Source organism: Xenorhabdus anantnagensis (genome assembly GCF_028598555.1).
GTDB lineage: Bacteria > Pseudomonadota > Gammaproteobacteria > Enterobacterales > Enterobacteriaceae > Xenorhabdus > Xenorhabdus anantnagensis.
The window spans coordinates 17,072-36,042 of record NZ_JAQRFN010000021.1 but is presented as its reverse complement, the minus strand read 5'-3'; the positions used below and the strand labels follow the sequence as shown (position 1 = coordinate 36,042).

The window sequence follows — 18,971 nt, the reverse complement described above, 5'->3', positions numbered from 1 at the left end:
ATTTATTTCCTTGTTGATGGTGCAGTTGTTGCTTGCATAGCTGACCACCATGACTCACTTGCAATGATTTGCCCTTGTTTATCTATCAGAGGTCGTTCCAGGCCTTTACGACGAGAAACAGCGGCCAACACGGGGTATCCCCCTTCGAAAAGCAGCTTTTGCTGCTCCTCTTCCGGCAGAGTGCTTTTCTCCCGCTGATACATGCCTGCCAATTGGCGCTGTCGTTGGGCTTCATACAGGATCAAGGCTGACGCGACAGAAACATTCAGTGATTGCACCATCCCTGCCATCGGGATGATGATGTCATGATCTGCTAAAGCGACGGCGTGCTTTGAGATACCTTTTTTTTCCTGCCCCATAATGATACAGGTAGGTTTAGTGTAATCAATTTGGCGGAAGTCGACGGCCTTATCAGAAAGATGAGTTGCCAGTATTTGCATACCATCAGATTTAAATTGCTGAATAGCCTGTTCAATCGTGGAATGTGTTTCCACCTGAACCCAGCTATTACTGCCCGCAGCAGAAGAGAGCTGAGTTCTTAATTGCTCGGTAGGCCAGATAGCATGGATTTGGTGGATACCAACAGCATCCGCAGTACGAATAACCGCGGATACGTTATGGGGCTTGTGGACTTCTTCTAAACAAATCGTCAGGTCAGCTTGACGCATTGCCATCATCTGGCAAATACGTGCGTAACGTTTAGGATTCATAACCTCTAGTTTCGGTTACGGCTGACTCGCATCACGTCAGGCATTACACGTATCTTACGCATGATATTTGCCAGTTGGATACGATCTTTGGTCGTCAGCCTGATGAAAGCACAATAAACGCGGCCATCTTTCTCTTCCGTATTCATGCTTTGAATGTTGGAGTTCGCGTCGTTAATAGCAGCAGTCAGATTTGCCAGTGCACCCTGATGGTTAAACATATCGACTTTGATTTCAGCGATAAAATCGCTATTGATATCTTTATCCCACTCAACAGGCATGAATTTTTCCGGTTCTTTCTGATATCCACGGATATTACGACAGGACTCGTGGTGGATTACCAGGCCTTTTCCCGGACTGATATGGGCAATAATCGGATCGCCTGGAATTGGGCGACAGCACTTGGCAAAGGTAATCAAGATGCCATCAGCACCCTTGATGGGCAGTTTACGGGCCGTATTGCCGTTGTTGTTTGACGTTTTCTCTGTTGAACCCAGTAATAAATTGCGGGCAACAACCACACTCATGGCATTCCCCAATCCGATTTCCGCCAGCAAATCATCCAAAGTGGCGAGTTTCATTCTTGCCAGCTCTTTGCTGATATTTTCTTGCGGTATATCAATGACTTTTGTGCCGTTACCAAGCGCATGATTAAGTAGACGACGTCCCAAACCAACCGAATCATCCCGTTTTAGGTTTTTCAGTAACTGGCGAATTTTGGCCCGCGCTTTAGAACTAACGACAAAGTTCAGCCATGCAGCGTTAGGGCGAGCGCCTGGTGCAGTGATAATTTCGACAGTTTGCCCACTGCTGAGAGTTTGTGAGAGAGGATAGGGCAGACGATCAACGCGTGAGCCGACACAGGCGTGACCGATATCCGTATGGACGGCATAGGCAAAATCGACAGGGGTTGCGCCAGCCGGTAACTCAACAATTCGTCCTTCAGGGGTAAAAACGTAAATCTCATCCGGGAACAAATCAGATTTAACGCTCTCAATAAATTCAAAAGAGCTGCCGGCGCTTTGCTGGAGTTCCAGCAAGCTCTGCATCCAGCGCTGAGCACGAACTTGTGCAGTCGTACCGGATTCCCCCTGTTCTTTATAGGCCCAGTGTGCGGCAACCCCCATTTCCGCCATTTGATCCATGTCTTCGGTACGGATCTGAACTTCGACGGGCACTCCATGCGGGCCTATAAGGGAAGTATGCAGGGATTGGTAGCCGTTGGCTTTGGGGATGGCAATATAGTCTTTCACTCTACCGGGGCGTGGCTTGTACAAACTGTGCATTTGCCCCAATACGCGGTAGCAAGTGTCAAGATTATTGACGATGACACGAAAGGCGTAAATATCCATGATGGAATGGAAGCGCTGCTCTTTCAGGTGCATCTTACGATAGATTGAGTAGAGATGTTTTTCGCGGCCACTGACAGTACATTCAATGCCAGCATCCGTTAATCTGCCTTCAATCTCTGACAGAATTTTCTGGATCATCTCTTTGCGGTTACCACGAGCGGCTTTCACAACCTCTTTAATCACGCGGTAACGGTTTGGATACAGGGCTTCAAACCCAAGTTCCTCCAGCTCCGTTTTTAGGTGATGAATACCCAGACGGTGGGCCAGCGGACTATAAATTTCCAGCGTTTCCCTGGCAATGCGCCGCCGTTTATCGGGGCGCAGGGAGCCAAGGGTTCGCATATTATGTGTACGGTCTGCCAGTTTGATCAAAATGACGCGAATATCTTGTACCATCGCCATGATCATTTTACGGAAGTTTTCAGCCTGTGCTTCTTTCTTGTCACGGAAGTTCAGCTTATCCAGCTTGGATACCCCTTCCACCAATCCCGCCACAGTCGTGCCAAATAATTTTTCTATATCCTGAAATGTCGCAGGAGTGTCTTCAATGACATCGTGAAGAAGTGCCGCCATGAGTGTTTCATGGTCAAGGCGCATTTCAGCCAGAATACAAGAAACGGCGACAGGGTGAGTAATATATGGCTCACCGCTGGAACGGGTTTGCCCTTCGTGGGCATCCCGTGCAACTACATAGGCCTGTTTAAGTAGATCGATCTGATCTTCAGGCAAATATTTCAGAACTAGCTGATTCAGGCTTTCAAACAGGTACAAGGCAGACCTACCGTAAAATTAACGACGACCTTCAGCAATGGCAGAAACGGCTTTGATTTCTGCTGCGTCTTGCTCTTGCTGTTCCTGGCGCTCACGAACATCAAGAATTTTATTGTTGATGAGGCCTTGCTCGATTTCACGCAGAGCGATAACAGTTGTCTTATCGTTTTCTTCGGGAACGAGGGGATCTTTGCTACCTACTTGCAATTGGCGTGCTCGGCGAGCAGCGACCAACACTAGGTCAAAACGGTTACCAATTTTTTCTACTGCGTCTTGAACAGTTACGCGTGCCATATGTGTGCTACTCCACAGATAAATAAATGACTGGGCATAATACTGAAACTTGGTTCAGTCTGCCAATAATTTGCTGATTAAGGCATCATGCCGCTGAGTCTGACGATCTAATCGTAGACGCTCTGAACGAATAATAGATTGTAAATCGGCCAGTGCCGTATTGAAATCATCATTGATGATGACGTAATCATATTCGTTGTAATGCTCCATCTCCGCAACAGCCTGAGCCATTCGCTTGGCAATGATCTCTTCGCTGTCCTGACCACGCCCACGCAGGCGGCGGAGCAACTCTTCCTTGGAGGGAGGGAGGATGAAAATGCTGAGAGCTGCTGGCATTTTCTGACGGACTTGCTGTGCACCTTGCCAATCGATATCAAGAAAAACATCAACGCCACTGGCGAGTGTGTCTTCGATGACTTTTCGGGATGTGCCGTAATAATTACCAAAAACACAGGCATATTCCAAAAATTCATCATGGCTGATCATATTTTGAAATTCATCCACAGTGACGAAAAAATAATGTTCACCATGATTTTCGCCTGGACGAGCTTGACGCGTTGTATGTGAAACAGAAACCTGAGTGTCATACAAAGGCTGAGTTTTTAATAAAGCCTGAATAAGGCTTGATTTGCCTGCTCCACTCGGCGCAGAAACAATATATAACGTTCCTTGGTTCATGATGATTTCTTGACTGATTGGGTATAAATAGATGCAAACGCGGAAATATAAAATCCCACGAATATAAAATCCCATATAGTATACACGGATACGTTAATCCATGCAGCGTTACAATACATGCCAACAGACATTTCAACAAAATTTTTTCTTAACAAACTGACATTAATAGAACATTGTGCGAAACAATTTCAGAAAAAATAGCTGGTTGCAGAAATTGTACATTTATTTTTCGAAACGCTCCGCAAACTTATCTTTTCCATCTTGGTAAAAATTCTTCTGCTTTTTATTCTTTGCCCGTGTTTTAGGAAACTACGGAGCAGGGATGCTTAATTTTCTCATCAGTTTTTTGATAACAGTATGGATACTGCTATTTGGCATGCCAATGGCATTTGCAAACACCATCAATTGCCCTGAATGCAATTGCCCTGAATGGTCACAAAAAAAATTTCAGTATGAAATTGGTTATCTGACGCAGCAGGTGGCTAAGTGGGATCGTCTTTATCATCAACAGGGTATTAGTGAAATAGATGATGAAATCTATGATCAATTACTGGAAACCTTGAGACTTTGGAAAAGTTGTTTAATTCATGAGCCAGACAGCGCTCTTATCTCTGCTAGCGCTGTTTCTGATACGTCTGCGATTGCGGTGTTACAGAAAGAGTTACAGGAAGAAAAACAACGTCATCCTGTCCAGCACACGGGGTTGAGTAAATTGAAGGCAGTGCAGGAAATTCACCAGTGGTTGCAGGGGCGAACAGGGGTTTGGCTGCAACCTAAAATTGACGGTGTGGCGGTTACTTTGGTCTATGAAAAAGGTCAATTAGTACGGTTAATCAGCCGTGGTGATGGTATTGAAGGCATAGACTGGATGGATAAAAGCGCATTTATTCCCAGCATTCCTAAGCGGATTGAAAATGCCCCTGAACGTTTGGTATTGCAGGGTGAGCTTTTCTGGCAGCAAGAACGTCACCGACAGTCCGTTTCGGGAGGCCAAGGTGTGCGCAGTAAAGTTGCAGGCTTAATGACTCGTAAAACTCCAGCACCGGAACTTAAACAAGTTGGCATTTTTATTTGGGGCTGGCCGGATGGGCCAAATGAAATGGCTGTAAAACTGGAGAGACTGGCTGTAATGGGCTTTCCTATGACACAACAATATAGCCATCTTATTGCCACTACAGAAGATGCTGAAAAAAGATGGAAAGATTATTTTGCTCAGCCTCTCCCTTTTGCTACGGATGGTGTTGTCTTACGACAGGAGATTGAACCGACAGGCCGACAATGGCGAACTGGATCAAACAGTTGGGCGATTGCATGGAAATATCCACTACGGCAGCAAATTACAACCGTAAGAGATATTAATTTCACGATAGGCCGGACAGGGAAAATATCTGTTGTATTAGAGCTGGAGAAAGTAAAGGTGGATGATCGACAGATAAGTCGAGTCAACATCGGTTCCATCAAACGCTGGAAACAGTGGGATGTTTATCCCGGAGATAAAATCACAGTGGCGTTGGCAGGACATGGTATACCCAAACTCGACAAGATGGTGTGGCGTATGGCGGAACGCCCTGATATTCAGCCACCCAATGAACGGGATTATCATTTCCTGAGTTGTCTGGCGCTCGATCATGAAAATGAGGGCAATAATTATCGTTGCCAACAGCAGTTTGTTGCCCGCCTGACATGGTTAGGGGAAAAATTGAAAATGAAAGGAGTTGGACAAGGAACGTGGTCAGCTTTGGTAAAACACGGGCTGGTAGCAAATTTAACGGATTGGTTGGATTTGGATAAGGGACAGCTTGAAGCAGTGGCTAATATTGGAACTAAACGTGCAGAGTTAATTTTCTCCCAATTTCAGCAGGCAAAATTACAGCCACTTTCACTATGGCGTGAAGCCATTGGTTTGCCCCATGCCAAGCACCTTACAGATAAAATGGGATGGCAGTGGGAAACCACATTATCAGATACGAAGGCGAAATCCTCATTAACTGTAAAACAAAGAGAAAAAATCTTGGCCTTTTTACAGCATCCTGAGATTAAGGCGGTAATTCAGATTTTATCTTTACGGGATATTAAGGGAGAGCAAGGGATTGAAGAAAAAAGTATGGCAGTGAAGGAGATGGCAGGGAAAGATATAGAGAAGAAAGACATGACCTTGATAGATATGGGTAAGGCTCAGTGAATAATGCGATCAGTAAAGTGAATGGTGCTATCAGTAAATAGGGGCAAAAAAGCTGCCCCAAATGTTCATGATAGTCTCAGTGGTCTGTGCCATCGTAGTGGAAGATGGGTAACCCAAGACGATAACGAATAGCAATCAATCGTGCGGTCAGACCTGCAATGAGTGTAATCAAGATAACGATGTTTGAGGGTAATGGTGTATGCAGTAAGGCGATATAGAGCCAAGCTGATGCAAAAGAGACACCTGCATAAATCTCTTTTTGGAATACCAAGGGAATAGTATTGCAAAACATATCGCGCAGTACGCCGCCAAAGACGCCGGTGATTACGGCTGCAATGACTGCGATAATCGGGCTGTAGTGCATCTCCATAGCGATTTGTACGCCAAGGATGGAAAAGACAATCAACCCAATTGCATCAAGAATGAGAAACAAGCGGCGCAGATGTTTCATCATGGGGGCAATCCAGATAGTCAGTACGGCAGCACAAGCTACGGTCACGATATACTCTGGATTTTTTACCCAGCCGAGGGGATAGTGCCCCAAAATAATGTCACGGACGGTGCCACCACCAATGGCTGTCACGGAAGCAATAATGATAACACCGAATACATCCATTTTTCGGCGACCTGCAGCTAAAGCGCCGGTCATGGCTTCAGCTGTAATACCAATGATATAGAGGACACTGAGTAACATAAGTTTAATCAAATGGAATATAACGTAGAAGTAAGAGTACTGTTGAAATAATAACGTCTCGACTGAAATTTTTTAGTTAAATTTGAATAAAATTAGTTTTTATTATCCGAAACCTCGCAATATAAGGTAATAAAATGACTTTTAAAGAACGTCAGATTACATTCGATAGCCGTAGCCATCAGATAACTAATATAAATATTTGGGCGCCTGACAGCCAATGGTTGGTATACGATGTTCGTCCCCATGGTGCATCTTTTACAGGTTTAACGATAGAAAAAATTCATGTTGGTCATGGACAAACTGAAGTTATCTATCAGGCAAAAGAAGGTGCCCATGTCGGTGTTGTGACTGTGAGTCAGCAGGAGCCGACTTGTTATGCCTTTATTCATGGTCCAGAAAACCCAGATGCACAGTGGCAGTATGATTTTCACCATCGCCGTGGTGTTATCGTCTCTGATAATCAGCCCAACGTGGCAATTAACATTGATGCAATGGATATTACTCCACCTTATACCGCTGGTGCTTTGCGGGGAGGAACACATGTCCATGTTTTCAGCCCTGATAGCAGCCGTCTAAGTTTTACCTACAATGACCATGTGATGCATCAGTTAGATCCTACGCTAGATTTACGTAATGTTGCGGTGGCTGTCCCGCTGCGAGCTGTGATGTCAGTAAAGAAACATCCGAGGGAATATGATGGTAGCTATTTTTCGGTTGTTGTCAGCCAGACGACTGCACATCCTCGTCCCGGAAGTGATGACATTAATCGGGCCTATGAAGAAGGATGGATTGGGCAGCGGGGATATCGCAAAGATAATGGTCAATGGCAGCGTTGGGCGCTGGCTTTTATTGGCGATACACGCGCTAGCGATGGCGAAAAGATACCGGAGATTTATCTCGTTGACCTACCTGAAAACGATGATGATTACGCCATTGCGGGTAATCAGTCTTTGGCGGGTACAGAAACAACACTACCAGCGCCGCCTGCGGGAGTGAAACAGAAACGTTTGACTTTTACGCATGATAGACGCTGGCCGGGCGTGGTGAATGTTCCACGTCATTGGTTAAGAACTTCACCAGATGGCAGTAAAATCTGCTTTCTGATGAAAGATGAAGAGGGGATTGTCCAGCTATGGCATATCTCACCAAATGGTGGTGAGCCAATGCAGGTAACCTACAGCAGGAATAGCATACAATCTGCATTCAGCTGGGATAGTCGTGGGCAGTTTATTGCCTGTGTCTGTGACAATAGCGTTGTGCTCTGTGATAGTCAGACTGGAAAAATACAGCGTTTAACTGAGCGTAGTGATAATGCCCCTTCTGCTGATGCAATAGTGGTATCCCCTGATGATCGTTATGTTGCTTTTATGCGTGATATTGATGGTTACCGACAAATCTTCGTAGTTGAAACAGGGATTGGTAGTTGAGACAGGGCTTGCTTGAATAGAAATTAACTGAAAGAGGAATTAACTGAAAGAGAATAGCAGGAATGGGCATCGAGGTTTGATGACGATGCCCGATAAGGATGACTGGTGCCTACGGTGAAGATGAATGAAACCGTACATCATGATCCACAGTTTCTGTTGTAGGTTGTATGACGATTGGATTTTTATTTAGCTGCTCTATGCGATATTTGGGAGATTGCTCTGAGCTGTCTTGATCGGAACGGGAATAATCGTAAGGAAGCAGAAGTGTGTCCAGGAAAGTAGAAAGCGGAAGGTCAACTGCTAGTAAAGGCTTCATAAACCACCCCGTTTTGTCATCTTTCAGCATACCAATATTGGCTTTTGCTCCAGAATAATAGCCTTGATAGGGGCCGCTGTGTGTCATGATGCTAGAGCAGCCTGTAACAAGTAACGAGCCTAATGTGGTACATAGTAATAGAAACACTTTACAATTTTTCATCGTTTCCATGATCTCAATGAGTTAATTTGCCAATGTCCAGATACTTTATTCGCTATTTAACGCCACTTTTCCAAAGCATAACAGGTATAACGCTTTAATACCGTTTACCTTTAAATACTGTTTACCCTTAAATACTGTTTACTATAGTCAGGTAATATTCAGTTTGCTATAGCACTTATCGTTAAATTTAATCATTCTTTGTGATGTGTATTTAAAATTTCTTTTTAGTTTACTTTTTGTTTAACTTTTTTTGGTGGAGGGAGAATATGTAGAGGAGAAAGGATATATAGCAGGAGAAAAATAGATAACTCAGTTGTTTTACTACATTCATTGTTTTACTACCTTCATTAAAAATAAGCATAAAATATTAAGGGTAATATTGATTAGGTTTACAGATGGCTTTTTTGGATATTGAACTGTAGCTTCCCATCAAGAAATAAAAACCTATCCTGAATACAACCCGTTATATAAAAATGTCTAAAGAACTACTTAAGTATCATCACCTGATTCATTAAATGTGCTTTAGATCACAGAATCCTGAGCAATTGCCTTGATTTGGTCTTAATTTGAGATAGTAGAGGTAATTTAAAGTCAAAAATTCCTGCTTATTCAAACCATTACAATATAATTTTTCTGGTTAAATATACGCAGTTCAGGGAAGGTGTAAAAACAGGGATTGTTTTCCTTTCCTATTGTGTGTGAAGAATTCTTTTGGGATTCTAATAACTACTGTCCTGTTCTCAGGTAAAAGTCCTCGTTATCATCTTGCTCCCTCCCCCCTAAATGAGGGAGCTTTTTTTTATTTTATTGGTGATAATTTTATTGAAAATCGTCTTAACGGAAAACGGTCTTAATTCAGAACTGCTTGCGCCGTAGATCAGCGTCCTGCTTCTCTATGTGCTATCTCAATCTCTTCAGATAAAATACGAATACCTTCTTCGATCTTTTCAATATCAGGGACATAGTTCATTCGCATACACTGATGGGCATGAGGCCAATCATGTTCCAGCCCCGGGAAGAAGAAATGCCCTGGCACCATCAGTACTTTCCGTTTTTTCAACCGCTGATAAAGTACTTCCGTCGTGATTGGTAAGTTTTTGAACCAAAGCCAGAGGAATATAGCGCCTTCCGGTTTGTGGATAAGACAGCGATCTTCCGATATGTGGCGACGAATAATTTCAATCACGTTATCGACCCGCTGTTTATAAAACGGTTGAATGACGTTCTGCGACAGACGAAACAGGTCGTTACGTCTGATCATTTCCAGAGCGATAGCTGGCCCAACGCCACCAGGGGACAGGCTGATAATGCCGTTCATGTTACTGACAGCATTAATGATTTTTTCATTGGCGATGATGATCCCACAGCGGGAACCCGGCAGACCCAGTTTGGACAGACTCATACACAGAATAATATTGGGATTCCACAGTGGAGTCGCTTCGCTAAAGACAATGCCGGGGAATGGCACACCGTAAGCATTGTCTATCAATAAGGGGATTTGATGTTGTTGAGCCAGACCATCCAAGCGCAGTAATTCTTCATCGGTGATAACATTGCCTGTTGGATTGGTAGGGCGAGAGACGCAAATCAGGTTGATATCTTCGGTAATATTCAGGTGATCGAAATCGACGTGATATTTGAATTGGCCGTTGGGCAGTAATTCAATATTCGGTTTATTGGCAACAAATAATCCTTCATCCAAACCTGAATCCGAATAGCCAATATATTCTGGGGCCAGAGGAAACAAAACACGTTTCATGGAACCGTCTTCAGCACGGCCAGCCAGTAAGTTAAACAGATAGAAAAAGGCACTTTGGCTGCCATTGGTCAGGGCGATGTTTTGTGGGTGGATTTCCCAGCCGAGCTTTTCCTGTAACTCTTGAGCCAATGCCGTTATCAAGGTGTTTTTCCCTTGTGGCCCGTCATAGTTGCATAGGGTTTCGCTTAATTGACCGTCTAACGCCATATCAGTCAATATCTGCTGGAAATATTCATCCATTTCCGGGATATGTGCGGGATTGCCACCACCTAACATAATCGCGCCAGGTGTTCTCAGACCTTGGTTGAGATCAGTCATCAGACGGGTAATTCCCGAATCTTGTGTAAATTTGTTTCCGAATTGCGAAAATTTCATAGCGGCGTTTGCGTCTGTTTTTGTATGAGAAGAAGACACCATACCCCGCTCACTAATAGGGTGCAATGGGGTAAAATGGGTATTCTGCGTTTTTTTGATACAGGCAATTTATTTTCGGCATAAACAATTTACGAGGTGATCGTTTACCAAACCTGCTGCTTGCATAAAAGCATAGCAAGTGGTGCTGCCAATAAATTTAAATCCCCGTTTTTTCAGCGCGTTTGAAAGTGCATCAGAATTTGCTGTTTTGACAGGAACTTCTGACAAGTTTTGCCAGTGGTTAATCTGCGGGGAATCATCAACGAAATGCCAGATAAAAGAGCTAAAGTCTTCACCTTGTTCAGCCATTTTCAGGTAAGCGTGGGCGTTGTGAATGATCGCATTGATTTTGGCTTGATGACGCACAATGGCAGGGTTTTTCATCAAGCGCTCAACATCTGTTTCATCCATTTTGGCTATTTTGGACGGATCAAATTGATGGAAGCATTTTCTATAGCCTTCCCGTTTTTTCAGAATAGTTAACCATGATAAACCTGCTTGTTGTCCTTCCAGACAAATCAGTTCAAAAAGCTGTTGGCTATCTCTCAGTGGGGTTCCCCATTCGTTGTCGTGATAAGCCAGATAATCAGGGTCGGATGTTACCCAACCACAGCGAGTTATTTCCTTGATCATAAATCGAACTTCACCTTAGGTAATGGCTAATAAATGTACCAATAATAGCTGTATAAACATACAAGTAAAGGGAATCGAATAAGATTTTTTTATACTGCGGCGAAATTGAGGGGTGATCAGTGCTGTATATCTTACGTTCAAAGGGTATACTGGTTCCTTTCGTTTAATTCACCCTTTCTTTTAAATTCATATGCATCGCGTGCGGATTCAATATGCAAAAGTTTGATACCAAAACCTTTCAGGGAATCATCCTGACACTACAGGATTATTGGGCGCGCCAAGGTTGCACCATTGTCCAACCACTGGATATGGAAGTCGGCGCAGGAACCTCTCATCCTATAACCTGCCTGCGTGCCTTGGGGCCAGAGCCTATTGCAGCAGCTTATGTGCAACCTTCCCGTCGTCCAACTGACGGTCGTTACGGCGAAAACCCAAACCGCCTCCAGCACTATTATCAATTTCAGGTGATCATCAAGCCATCTCCAGATAACATTCAGGAGCTCTATCTTGGTTCCTTGAAAGCGTTAGGGCTTGATCCGACTGTTCACGATATCCGCTTTGTTGAAGATAACTGGGAAAACCCAACTTTGGGGGCCTGGGGACTGGGTTGGGAAGTTTGGCTGAATGGTATGGAAGTGACTCAGTTCACTTACTTCCAGCAAGTCGGTGGCCTTGAATGTAAGCCGGTGACTGGTGAGATTACTTACGGTCTGGAACGTCTGGCCATGTATATTCAAGGCGTGGACAGCATTTACGATCTGGTGTGGAGCGATGGCCCGTTAGGTAAAACTACCTATGGCGACATTTACCATCAGAATGAAGTTGAGCAGTCCACTTACAACTTCGAGCACGCCGATGTCGATTTCCTGTTTACCTGCTTCGAGCAATACGAAAAAGAAGCACAGGAATTACTGGCGCTGGAAACGCCACTGCCACTACCAGCCTATGAGCGCATTCTGAAAGCAGGCCACACTTTCAACTTGCTGGATGCCCGCAAAGCGATTTCTGTGACTGAACGTCAGCGCTATATCCTGCGCATCCGTACCCTGACCAAAGCGGTTGCTGAAGCTTATTATGCCTCCCGTGAGGCGCTTGGCTTTCCTATGTGTAACAAGATCGTGTGTAATAAGGACTGAGAGGCCGTTATGACTCAACAGACTTTCCTTGTGGAAATTGGCACAGAAGAGTTGCCACCAAAGGCGTTGCGTTCACTGGCTGAATCCTTTGCGGCCAATTTTGAAGCAGAACTGAATAACGCCAATCTGGGTCATGGTGAGGTTAGCTGGTTTGCAGCGCCTCGTCGTTTGGCACTGAAAGTAGCAAATCTGGCGGCTGCACAGGCTGATCGTGAAGTTGAAAAACGTGGCCCTGCGATTGCTCAGGCATTCGATGCAGAAGGTAAACCAACCAAAGCGGCCGAAGGTTGGGCGCGTGGTTGTGGTATCACCGTTGATCAGGCTGAACGCATGGTAACGGATAAAGGGGAATGGTTGCTCTATCGTGCTCAGGTCAAAGGCCGTGAAGCCAAAGAACTGCTGGCGGATATGGTGGGCAGTTCTCTGGGTAAATTACCAATCCCCAAACTGATGCGTTGGGGTGATAAAGAAACTCAGTTTGTTCGTCCGGTACATACGGTCACCATGCTGCTGGGCAGTGAAGTGATTGACGGCGAAATTCTGGGAATTAAATCGGATCGCATTATTCGTGGTCACCGCTTTATGGGTGAAGCGGAATTTACCATTGAGAATGCAGAACAGTATCCGGCCATTTTGCACGAGCGTGGTCGCGTTATCGCAGATTACGAAGCACGTAAAGCGATGATCAAGCGTGATGCAGAACAGGCTGCTATGCAGCTTGGTGGTGTAGCTGATTTGAGTGACAACTTGCTGGAAGAAGTGACTTCTCTGGTGGAATGGCCGGTTGTACTGACGGCTAAATTCGAAGAAAAATTCTTGGAAGTTCCTGCTGAAGCACTGGTTTACACCATGAAAGGCGACCAGAAATATTTTCCGGTTTACGACAACGCTGGCAAATTGATGGCAAACTTTATTTTTGTCGCCAATATCGAATCTTCTGATCCTCAGCAAATCATTTCCGGTAATGAAAAAGTTGTGCGTCCACGTCTGGCGGATGCAGAATTCTTCTTCAAAACTGACCGTAAACAGCGTCTGGAAGACAATCTGCCTCGTTTGGGAACCGTACTGTTCCAGAAACAACTGGGAACACTGCGTGACAAAACGGATCGCATTCAGGCTCTGGCTGGCTGGATTGCGGAAAAAATCGGTGCCGATGTCAATCATGCGACTCGTGCCGGTTTATTGTCCAAATGTGACTTGATGACCAACATGGTATTTGAGTTCACCGATACACAGGGCGTGATGGGGATGCACTATGCTCGTCACGATGGCGAAGCTGAAGATGTGGCATTGGCACTGAACGAGCAGTATCAGCCACGTTTCTCTGGTGATGAACTGCCATCAACGGGAGTTTCCTGTGCCGTAGCGATTGCCGATAAAATGGATACGTTGGCGGGGATCTTCGGTATCGGTCAGCATCCGAAAGGGGATAAAGACCCGTTTGCATTGCGTCGTGCGGCACTGGGTGTTCTGCGCATTATCGTGGAGAAAAAACTGCCTCTCGACCTCCAGACTTTGGCAGAAGAAGCTGTGCGTCTGTATGGTGATAAGCTGACCAATGACAAAGTTGTGGATGATGTGGTTGAGTTTATGCTCGGTCGTTTCCGCACTTGGTATCAGGAATTGGGTTACAGTGTTGATACCATTCAGGCGGTATTGGCGCGTCGTCCGACCCAACCCGCAGACTTTGATGCCCGCATGAAAGCCGTGACGCATTTCCGCACTCTGGATGAAGCGGTTTCTCTGGCAGCGGCCAATAAGCGAGTTTCCAACATTCTGGCGAAATCAGAAGAACAGTTGAATGACATTGTTCTTGCTTCAGTATTGAAAGCGGCAGAAGAGATCCAACTGGCGACCCACCTTGTTGTGCTGAAAGAAAAACTGGCTCCTCTGTTTGCCGAAGGCAACTATCAGGATGCGCTGGTTGAATTAGCGTCCTTGCGCGAAGTAGTCGATGCATTCTTCGACAATGTGATGGTGATGGATGAAGACAGCCAAGTCAGAGTCAATCGCTTGACGTTGTTAAGCGAACTGCGTGACCTGTTCTTGCGTGTTGCGGATATTTCACTGCTCCAGTAATTTCTGTTTTATTGGTTTAGCGTAAGCTAGCTTAATTTTGCAAAGCCTTACCTTTTCGGGTGAGGCTTTTTATTGTCAGTAATATTTTTATCCAGGATCTCCGCGACAATAAATGCACGGTGTTCTCCCATTTGCCTGAGATAATCACAAAGGGAAAGAGAGCCATCCAATACAGGTAACTGCTGCGCTTTGACAAATTGACGTTTGGTGTAAGCAGACGGTTCCTGTTTTCGAGTGAATAAGGTCATAAAAGCTCTGCGCCTAAAGGAAGAACGCAGATTTTAATGGATAACATGAGCTTTTGCGACACCCTCTAAAGGCCGAGGTTTTACGGCGCACTGGATAAAACTATGATTAAATCACGTTAGCAACTATTTAATTCATTTATTATTTGTTGACCATATTTTTCTATTTGAAATCAAAAAAATTGCTAGTACAATTACTGTACTTTTTCACGCTCCAGAGTCTCTGTTTATCGTGTCCTCGGGATGAAAAACAGAAATAAGTGTCAATTTTTTATCTTGTAAACTTCACTTGTGATATCAAATAGCAATTGTATAACAATCGCTTATAACGAATAAGTGATGCTAAGTTGTCTCCACAACTCAAGATATACCTTCGTGATATAAGGAAATAGTGATAAAGCTTAAGTTGCAGGTTTGACGTTAATTGGTTGATTTTCAAGGTTAAAATTCCATAGCCGTTTTCTCATATCAGGTTTGAATATGAAGGGGGGAATGATGTTTTTCCATGTTGTCAGCAAAAATAATATTATCATATTTACTTTAATATTGGGGATTGCCATTTTATTTTTATCTTTTGATAACAGTCGCGTGAGGATTGTTGGTTACGCCGATAAGCATTGTCAGAAGAATGAAGCCTGTTTGATTGACATGAACGAAATCACTCCTTTTGACTGGGACAAAATGTATATCATTGATAAAGAAATGGAACCTAAGGATATAGAGGACATTATCGGTGCGACATTTAATGAGAAAGCCAGCCTTTTTTATAAAATTATCTTTGTCAGAGATAATAAGGTAGTTTATTCAGATAAGTATAATTCTTCGGATAAATCTTACGAGAAAAAATTTATCAAGCCTAACTTTTATTATCCCTATGAAAGAAAAGAAAATTATTTCAGCCACTATGCTATCTCAAAAAATAATTCCATTATTTCAGTAGAAATTGAACATAAGCCATTTATAAGCGATAAAGTTTACTACAAAATTTCCCCTTCTAATGCACAGCAAATTAGAGGGGGAAATTTGTAAATTTCTCCGGCTTATTTAGGAAAATGAGCAAAATTACAAGATTGAGTGCAGGTTTGCTATTTTTCATTGGTCTGCACTTCTTCTTTTTTTGTTTTTATTGTGCTGCTTTTGGTGGATTTGCGAAATTGGCTTTTTTATCAGACGCTCATTTTTATCCGCCTGAGCATACTCAAGCTGTTTTTCCAGCGTTGTTTTCTTAATTTCACATCCCGCCTTACCTTGGTTTGCATAGGCTGCACCCATACTGAAAACGATTAATACAGATAAGATCACAGTTTTCGACATCATGGATTATTCCTAAGATTATTGAGATTACTTATCCAAAATTTTATACTCTGATCTTGATTTAATCCTGAAAATTCCTCTGGATTCACAACGAAGAGGGAGCAGAAGGAGGCTTTTATCTTTTTTGCTGAGAATAAGGCTATAATGCCTCTTTAGTTGTCTGGTAGGGCATCAGGCAAGTTATCAAATATTCTGCTCTCGGGGTTAAATCGAATGTTAAGTTATCGTCACAGCTTCCATGCCGGCAACCATGCTGATGTGTTAAAGCACACAGTGCAAAGCCTGATCATTGAATCAATGAAAGAAAAAGAAAAACCTTTCCTGTATCTGGATACTCACTCTGGCGCAGGCCGTTTTCAATTGAGTGGGGAACATGCTGAGCGCACGGGAGAGTATCTGGAAGGTATTGCCCGTATTTGGCAGCGTGATGATATTCCGGAAGAATTGGCGGCGTACATAAATGCCGTGAAAGCGTTGAATCAATCTGGCTCTTTACGCTATTACCCGGGTTCTCCGCTGATTGCTCGTCACTTATTGCGGGAATATGATGAGCTTAATCTGAGTGAATTACATCCCAGTGATTTTCCTTTGTTGCGTACAGAATTCTCCCGCGACAGACGCACTCGTGTCCTGCGGGAAAATGGTTTCCAGCAGTTGAAATCAAAACTGCCGCCAAGAAGCCGTCGTGGATTTGTGCTGATCGACCCATCTTATGAATTGAAATCGGATTATCAAAATGTCGTTCTGGGCATTCAGGAAGGGTATAAGCGCTTTGCGACAGGCACTTATGCACTGTGGTATCCCGTTGTTCTGCGTCAGAAAATTAAACGCTTGGTCAAGGAGCTTGAAGCAACAGGCATTCGCAAAATTTTGCAAATTGAACTTGGCGTGCGTCCTGATAGTGATCAACGTGGCATGACGGCATCAGGCATGATCGTCATTAATCCCCCGTGGAAATTGGAGCAGCAGATGAAGGCAATATTGCCTTGGCTGCATCAGGTGCTGGTTCCTGAAGGTATAGGGCATACATCAGTAGAGTGGATTGTACCTGAATAAGGTAAGGGTTCCGCATGGCGTTATCATTAGATGTATTTCATTAAATACATTGTTATTCAACGGGTTATCTATGAGTACATTATGGTGTGATATCACTCAATAGCCGTGGCCTATGGTAATGAGAGTTAGAATCGTCCTCTGTCAGTGATAACTTTTTGTAATAATAGACGTCAGGTTGAACTTTAGCAGTAACTTAATTGATTAGACGGAAGTGACCTAAGATGAATAAACATTACGATTATATTGCAATTGGTGGCGGCAGTGGTGGCATTGCTTCCATTAACCGTGCTGCCATGTATGGGCAGAAATGTGCCCTGATTGAAGCAAAGGCATTAGGTGGGACATGTGTTAATGTGGGCTGTGTACCGAAGAAAGTGATGTGGCACGCTGCCCAAGTTGCGGAATCTATTCATCAATATGGTCCCGATTATGGTTTTGATACCACCGTCAATCGTTTTGACTGGAAAAAACTGATTGCCAGCCGCACTGCCTATATTGATCGCATTCACCAATCGTATGAGCGCGTATTGGGGAACAATAAGGTAGATGTCATTCAAGGGTTTGCCCGTTTTGTTGATGCACATACTGTCGAAGTTAATGGTGAAAAAATCACAGCAGACCACATTCTGATCGCAACAGGTGGCCGCCCAATACGCCCTGATATTCCCGGTGCAGAATATGGCATTGATTCGGATGGTTTCTTCGATCTTGATGAAATGCCGAAGCGTGTTGCCGTAGTGGGTGCTGGCTATATTGCGGTTGAGATCGCCGGTGTTTTGAATGCGTTGGGCAGTGAAACCCATCTATTTGTCCGTAAACATGCGCCTCTGCGCTCTTTCGACCCGATGATTGTGGAAACACTGTTGGAAGTCATCAAAAATGAAGGGCCGAGACTACATACGGAAGCAATATTACAATCCGTGATTAAAAATAGTGATGGCAGCCTGACGGTTAAATTGCAAGATGGCCGGGAGCAGACGGTTGATACGTTAATCTGGGCGATTGGGCGTGAACCAATGACGGATAAGCTGGATCTGGCTGCGACAGGTATTGAGCTGAATGAGAAAGGCTATATTCAAGTCGACAAATATCAGAACACAAATGTCAGTGGTATTTATGCGGTTGGTGATAATACAGGTGCGGTGGAATTGACACCAGTAGCGGTTGCAGCCGGGCGTCGTCTGTCAGAGCGTCTGTTTAATAATAAACCAGAAGAGCACTTGGATTACTCCAATATACCAACAGTGGTATTCAGCCACCCACCCATTGGCATCGTGGGATTGACGGAGCCACAGGCCAAGGCTGAGTATGGTGAAAATCAGGTTAAGGTTTATACATCATCATTTACCGCAATGTATACTGCCGTGACACAACACCGCCAGCCATGCCGCATGAAACTGGTTTGTGTGGGAGCCAATGAGAAGATAGTCGGCATCCACGGTATTGGCTTTGGAATGGATGAAATGCTGCAAGGTTTTGCGGTTGCCCTGAAAATGGGAGCAACGAAAAAGGACTTCGATAATACGGTTGCGATCCATCCGACTGCTGCGGAAGAGTTTGTTACCATGAGGTAATTTTGTAGAAAAGCCATCCACTGCTTTTCGAAAAATAACAATTTGGTATTTTGATAATTAGGTCAGGTGCTTTAGTGCTTTGACCTTTTTTGCATTTATGAATATTAAAAAAGCTCCATTGTTGGGTAATTAATATATTGAAAATTAAACTAAAAACAAAAGAATAATTCTATTTCAC

The 18,971-nt window shown here is 44.0% G+C and carries 17 protein-coding genes; 7 read left to right on the top strand and 10 right to left on the bottom strand.

Annotated features, from left to right (window positions below; all coding sequences use genetic code 11):
• Positions 1 to 2: 2 nt before the first annotated feature.
• From trmH to gmk, 4 genes are read right to left on the bottom strand one after another with little or no spacing between them, the layout of a single operon-like run.
• Complete coding sequence (gene trmH / locus PSI14_RS14775) at positions 3 to 710, bottom strand: tRNA (guanosine(18)-2'-O)-methyltransferase TrmH (RefSeq protein ID WP_273576597.1); 708 nt, start codon at positions 708 to 710, stop codon at positions 3 to 5.
• Positions 711 to 715: 5 nt separating this feature from the next.
• On the bottom strand, positions 716 to 2,830 hold the full coding sequence (gene spoT, locus PSI14_RS14770; RefSeq protein ID WP_273576596.1) for a bifunctional GTP diphosphokinase/guanosine-3',5'-bis pyrophosphate 3'-pyrophosphohydrolase: 2,115 nt from the start codon (positions 2,828 to 2,830) through the stop codon (positions 716 to 718).
• Between the two features lie 18 nt (positions 2,831 to 2,848).
• Complete coding sequence (gene rpoZ / locus PSI14_RS14765) at positions 2,849 to 3,124, bottom strand: DNA-directed RNA polymerase subunit omega (RefSeq protein WP_092520213.1); 276 nt, start codon at positions 3,122 to 3,124, stop codon at positions 2,849 to 2,851.
• A 54-nt stretch (positions 3,125 to 3,178) separates the two neighbouring features.
• Entirely contained in the window at positions 3,179 to 3,802 is a 624-nt protein-coding gene (gene gmk / locus PSI14_RS14760) for a guanylate kinase (protein ID WP_273576595.1), read from the bottom strand.
• A 322-nt stretch (positions 3,803 to 4,124) separates the two neighbouring features.
• On the opposite strand from gmk, the gene ligB reads away from it, so the two are divergent.
• Positions 4,125 to 5,984: an NAD-dependent DNA ligase LigB gene (gene ligB, locus PSI14_RS14755; protein WP_273576594.1), complete on the top strand. Its 1,860-nt coding sequence runs from the start codon at positions 4,125 to 4,127 to the stop codon at positions 5,982 to 5,984.
• A 76-nt stretch (positions 5,985 to 6,060) separates the two neighbouring features.
• On the opposite strand, the gene PSI14_RS14750 is transcribed toward ligB, so the two are convergent.
• Entirely contained in the window at positions 6,061 to 6,678 is a 618-nt protein-coding gene (locus tag PSI14_RS14750) for a trimeric intracellular cation channel family protein (protein ID WP_273576593.1), read from the bottom strand.
• Positions 6,679 to 6,812: 134 nt separating this feature from the next.
• Here PSI14_RS14750 and PSI14_RS14745 point away from each other — a divergent pair, with 134 nt between their 5' ends.
• Positions 6,813 to 8,105 (top strand): YidR family protein, encoded by a 1,293-nt coding sequence (locus PSI14_RS14745; RefSeq protein WP_273576592.1) that lies wholly within the window; start codon positions 6,813 to 6,815, stop codon positions 8,103 to 8,105.
• Positions 8,106 to 8,214: 109 nt separating this feature from the next.
• On the opposite strand, the gene PSI14_RS14740 is transcribed toward PSI14_RS14745, so the two are convergent.
• The 3 genes from PSI14_RS14740 to PSI14_RS14730 all read right to left on the bottom strand — a co-directional run bounded on the left by PSI14_RS14740 (position 8,215) and on the right by PSI14_RS14730 (position 11,377).
• Positions 8,215 to 8,583, bottom strand: coding sequence for a YceK/YidQ family lipoprotein (locus PSI14_RS14740; RefSeq protein ID WP_273576622.1), 369 nt, complete (start codon positions 8,581 to 8,583; stop codon positions 8,215 to 8,217).
• Positions 8,584 to 9,460: 877 nt separating this feature from the next.
• Complete coding sequence (locus tag PSI14_RS14735) at positions 9,461 to 10,717, bottom strand: valine--pyruvate transaminase (protein WP_273576591.1); 1,257 nt, start codon at positions 10,715 to 10,717, stop codon at positions 9,461 to 9,463.
• Positions 10,718 to 10,825: 108 nt separating this feature from the next.
• Positions 10,826 to 11,377, bottom strand: a complete 552-nt coding sequence (locus tag PSI14_RS14730) for a DNA-3-methyladenine glycosylase I (protein ID WP_273576621.1) — start codon at positions 11,375 to 11,377, stop codon at positions 10,826 to 10,828.
• 224 nt (positions 11,378 to 11,601) lie between these two features.
• On the opposite strand from PSI14_RS14730, the gene glyQ reads away from it, so the two are divergent.
• Together glyQ and glyS are read left to right on the top strand one after the other, a co-directional pair.
• Positions 11,602 to 12,525, top strand: a complete 924-nt coding sequence (gene glyQ, locus PSI14_RS14725) for a glycine--tRNA ligase subunit alpha (protein WP_273576590.1) — start codon at positions 11,602 to 11,604, stop codon at positions 12,523 to 12,525.
• A 9-nt stretch (positions 12,526 to 12,534) separates the two neighbouring features.
• Positions 12,535 to 14,604 (top strand): glycine--tRNA ligase subunit beta, encoded by a 2,070-nt coding sequence (gene glyS / locus PSI14_RS14720; protein ID WP_273576589.1) that lies wholly within the window; start codon positions 12,535 to 12,537, stop codon positions 14,602 to 14,604.
• A 47-nt stretch (positions 14,605 to 14,651) separates the two neighbouring features.
• Here glyS and PSI14_RS14715 read toward each other — a convergent pair whose 3' ends face one another.
• Positions 14,652 to 14,852 (bottom strand): hypothetical protein, encoded by a 201-nt coding sequence (locus PSI14_RS14715; RefSeq protein WP_273576588.1) that lies wholly within the window; start codon positions 14,850 to 14,852, stop codon positions 14,652 to 14,654.
• Positions 14,853 to 15,329: 477 nt separating this feature from the next.
• On the opposite strand from PSI14_RS14715, the gene PSI14_RS14710 reads away from it, so the two are divergent.
• Positions 15,330 to 15,878 (top strand): hypothetical protein, encoded by a 549-nt coding sequence (locus PSI14_RS14710; protein WP_273576587.1) that lies wholly within the window; start codon positions 15,330 to 15,332, stop codon positions 15,876 to 15,878.
• A gap of 63 nt (positions 15,879 to 15,941) precedes the next feature.
• Here PSI14_RS14710 and PSI14_RS14705 read toward each other — a convergent pair whose 3' ends face one another.
• Positions 15,942 to 16,166 (bottom strand): hypothetical protein, encoded by a 225-nt coding sequence (locus tag PSI14_RS14705; RefSeq protein ID WP_273576586.1) that lies wholly within the window; start codon positions 16,164 to 16,166, stop codon positions 15,942 to 15,944.
• A gap of 210 nt (positions 16,167 to 16,376) precedes the next feature.
• Here PSI14_RS14705 and PSI14_RS14700 point away from each other — a divergent pair, with 210 nt between their 5' ends.
• A complete protein-coding gene (locus PSI14_RS14700; protein ID WP_273576585.1) occupies positions 16,377 to 17,219 on the top strand; it encodes a 23S rRNA (adenine(2030)-N(6))-methyltransferase RlmJ in 843 nt (280 codons plus the stop codon).
• Between the two features lie 221 nt (positions 17,220 to 17,440).
• The gene (gene gorA, locus PSI14_RS14695) at positions 17,441 to 18,793 is read left to right on the top strand and encodes a glutathione-disulfide reductase (protein ID WP_273576584.1); all 1,353 of its coding nucleotides are present in this window, start codon (positions 17,441 to 17,443) and stop codon (positions 18,791 to 18,793) included.
• The last annotated feature ends 178 nt before the right edge of the window (positions 18,794 to 18,971 follow it).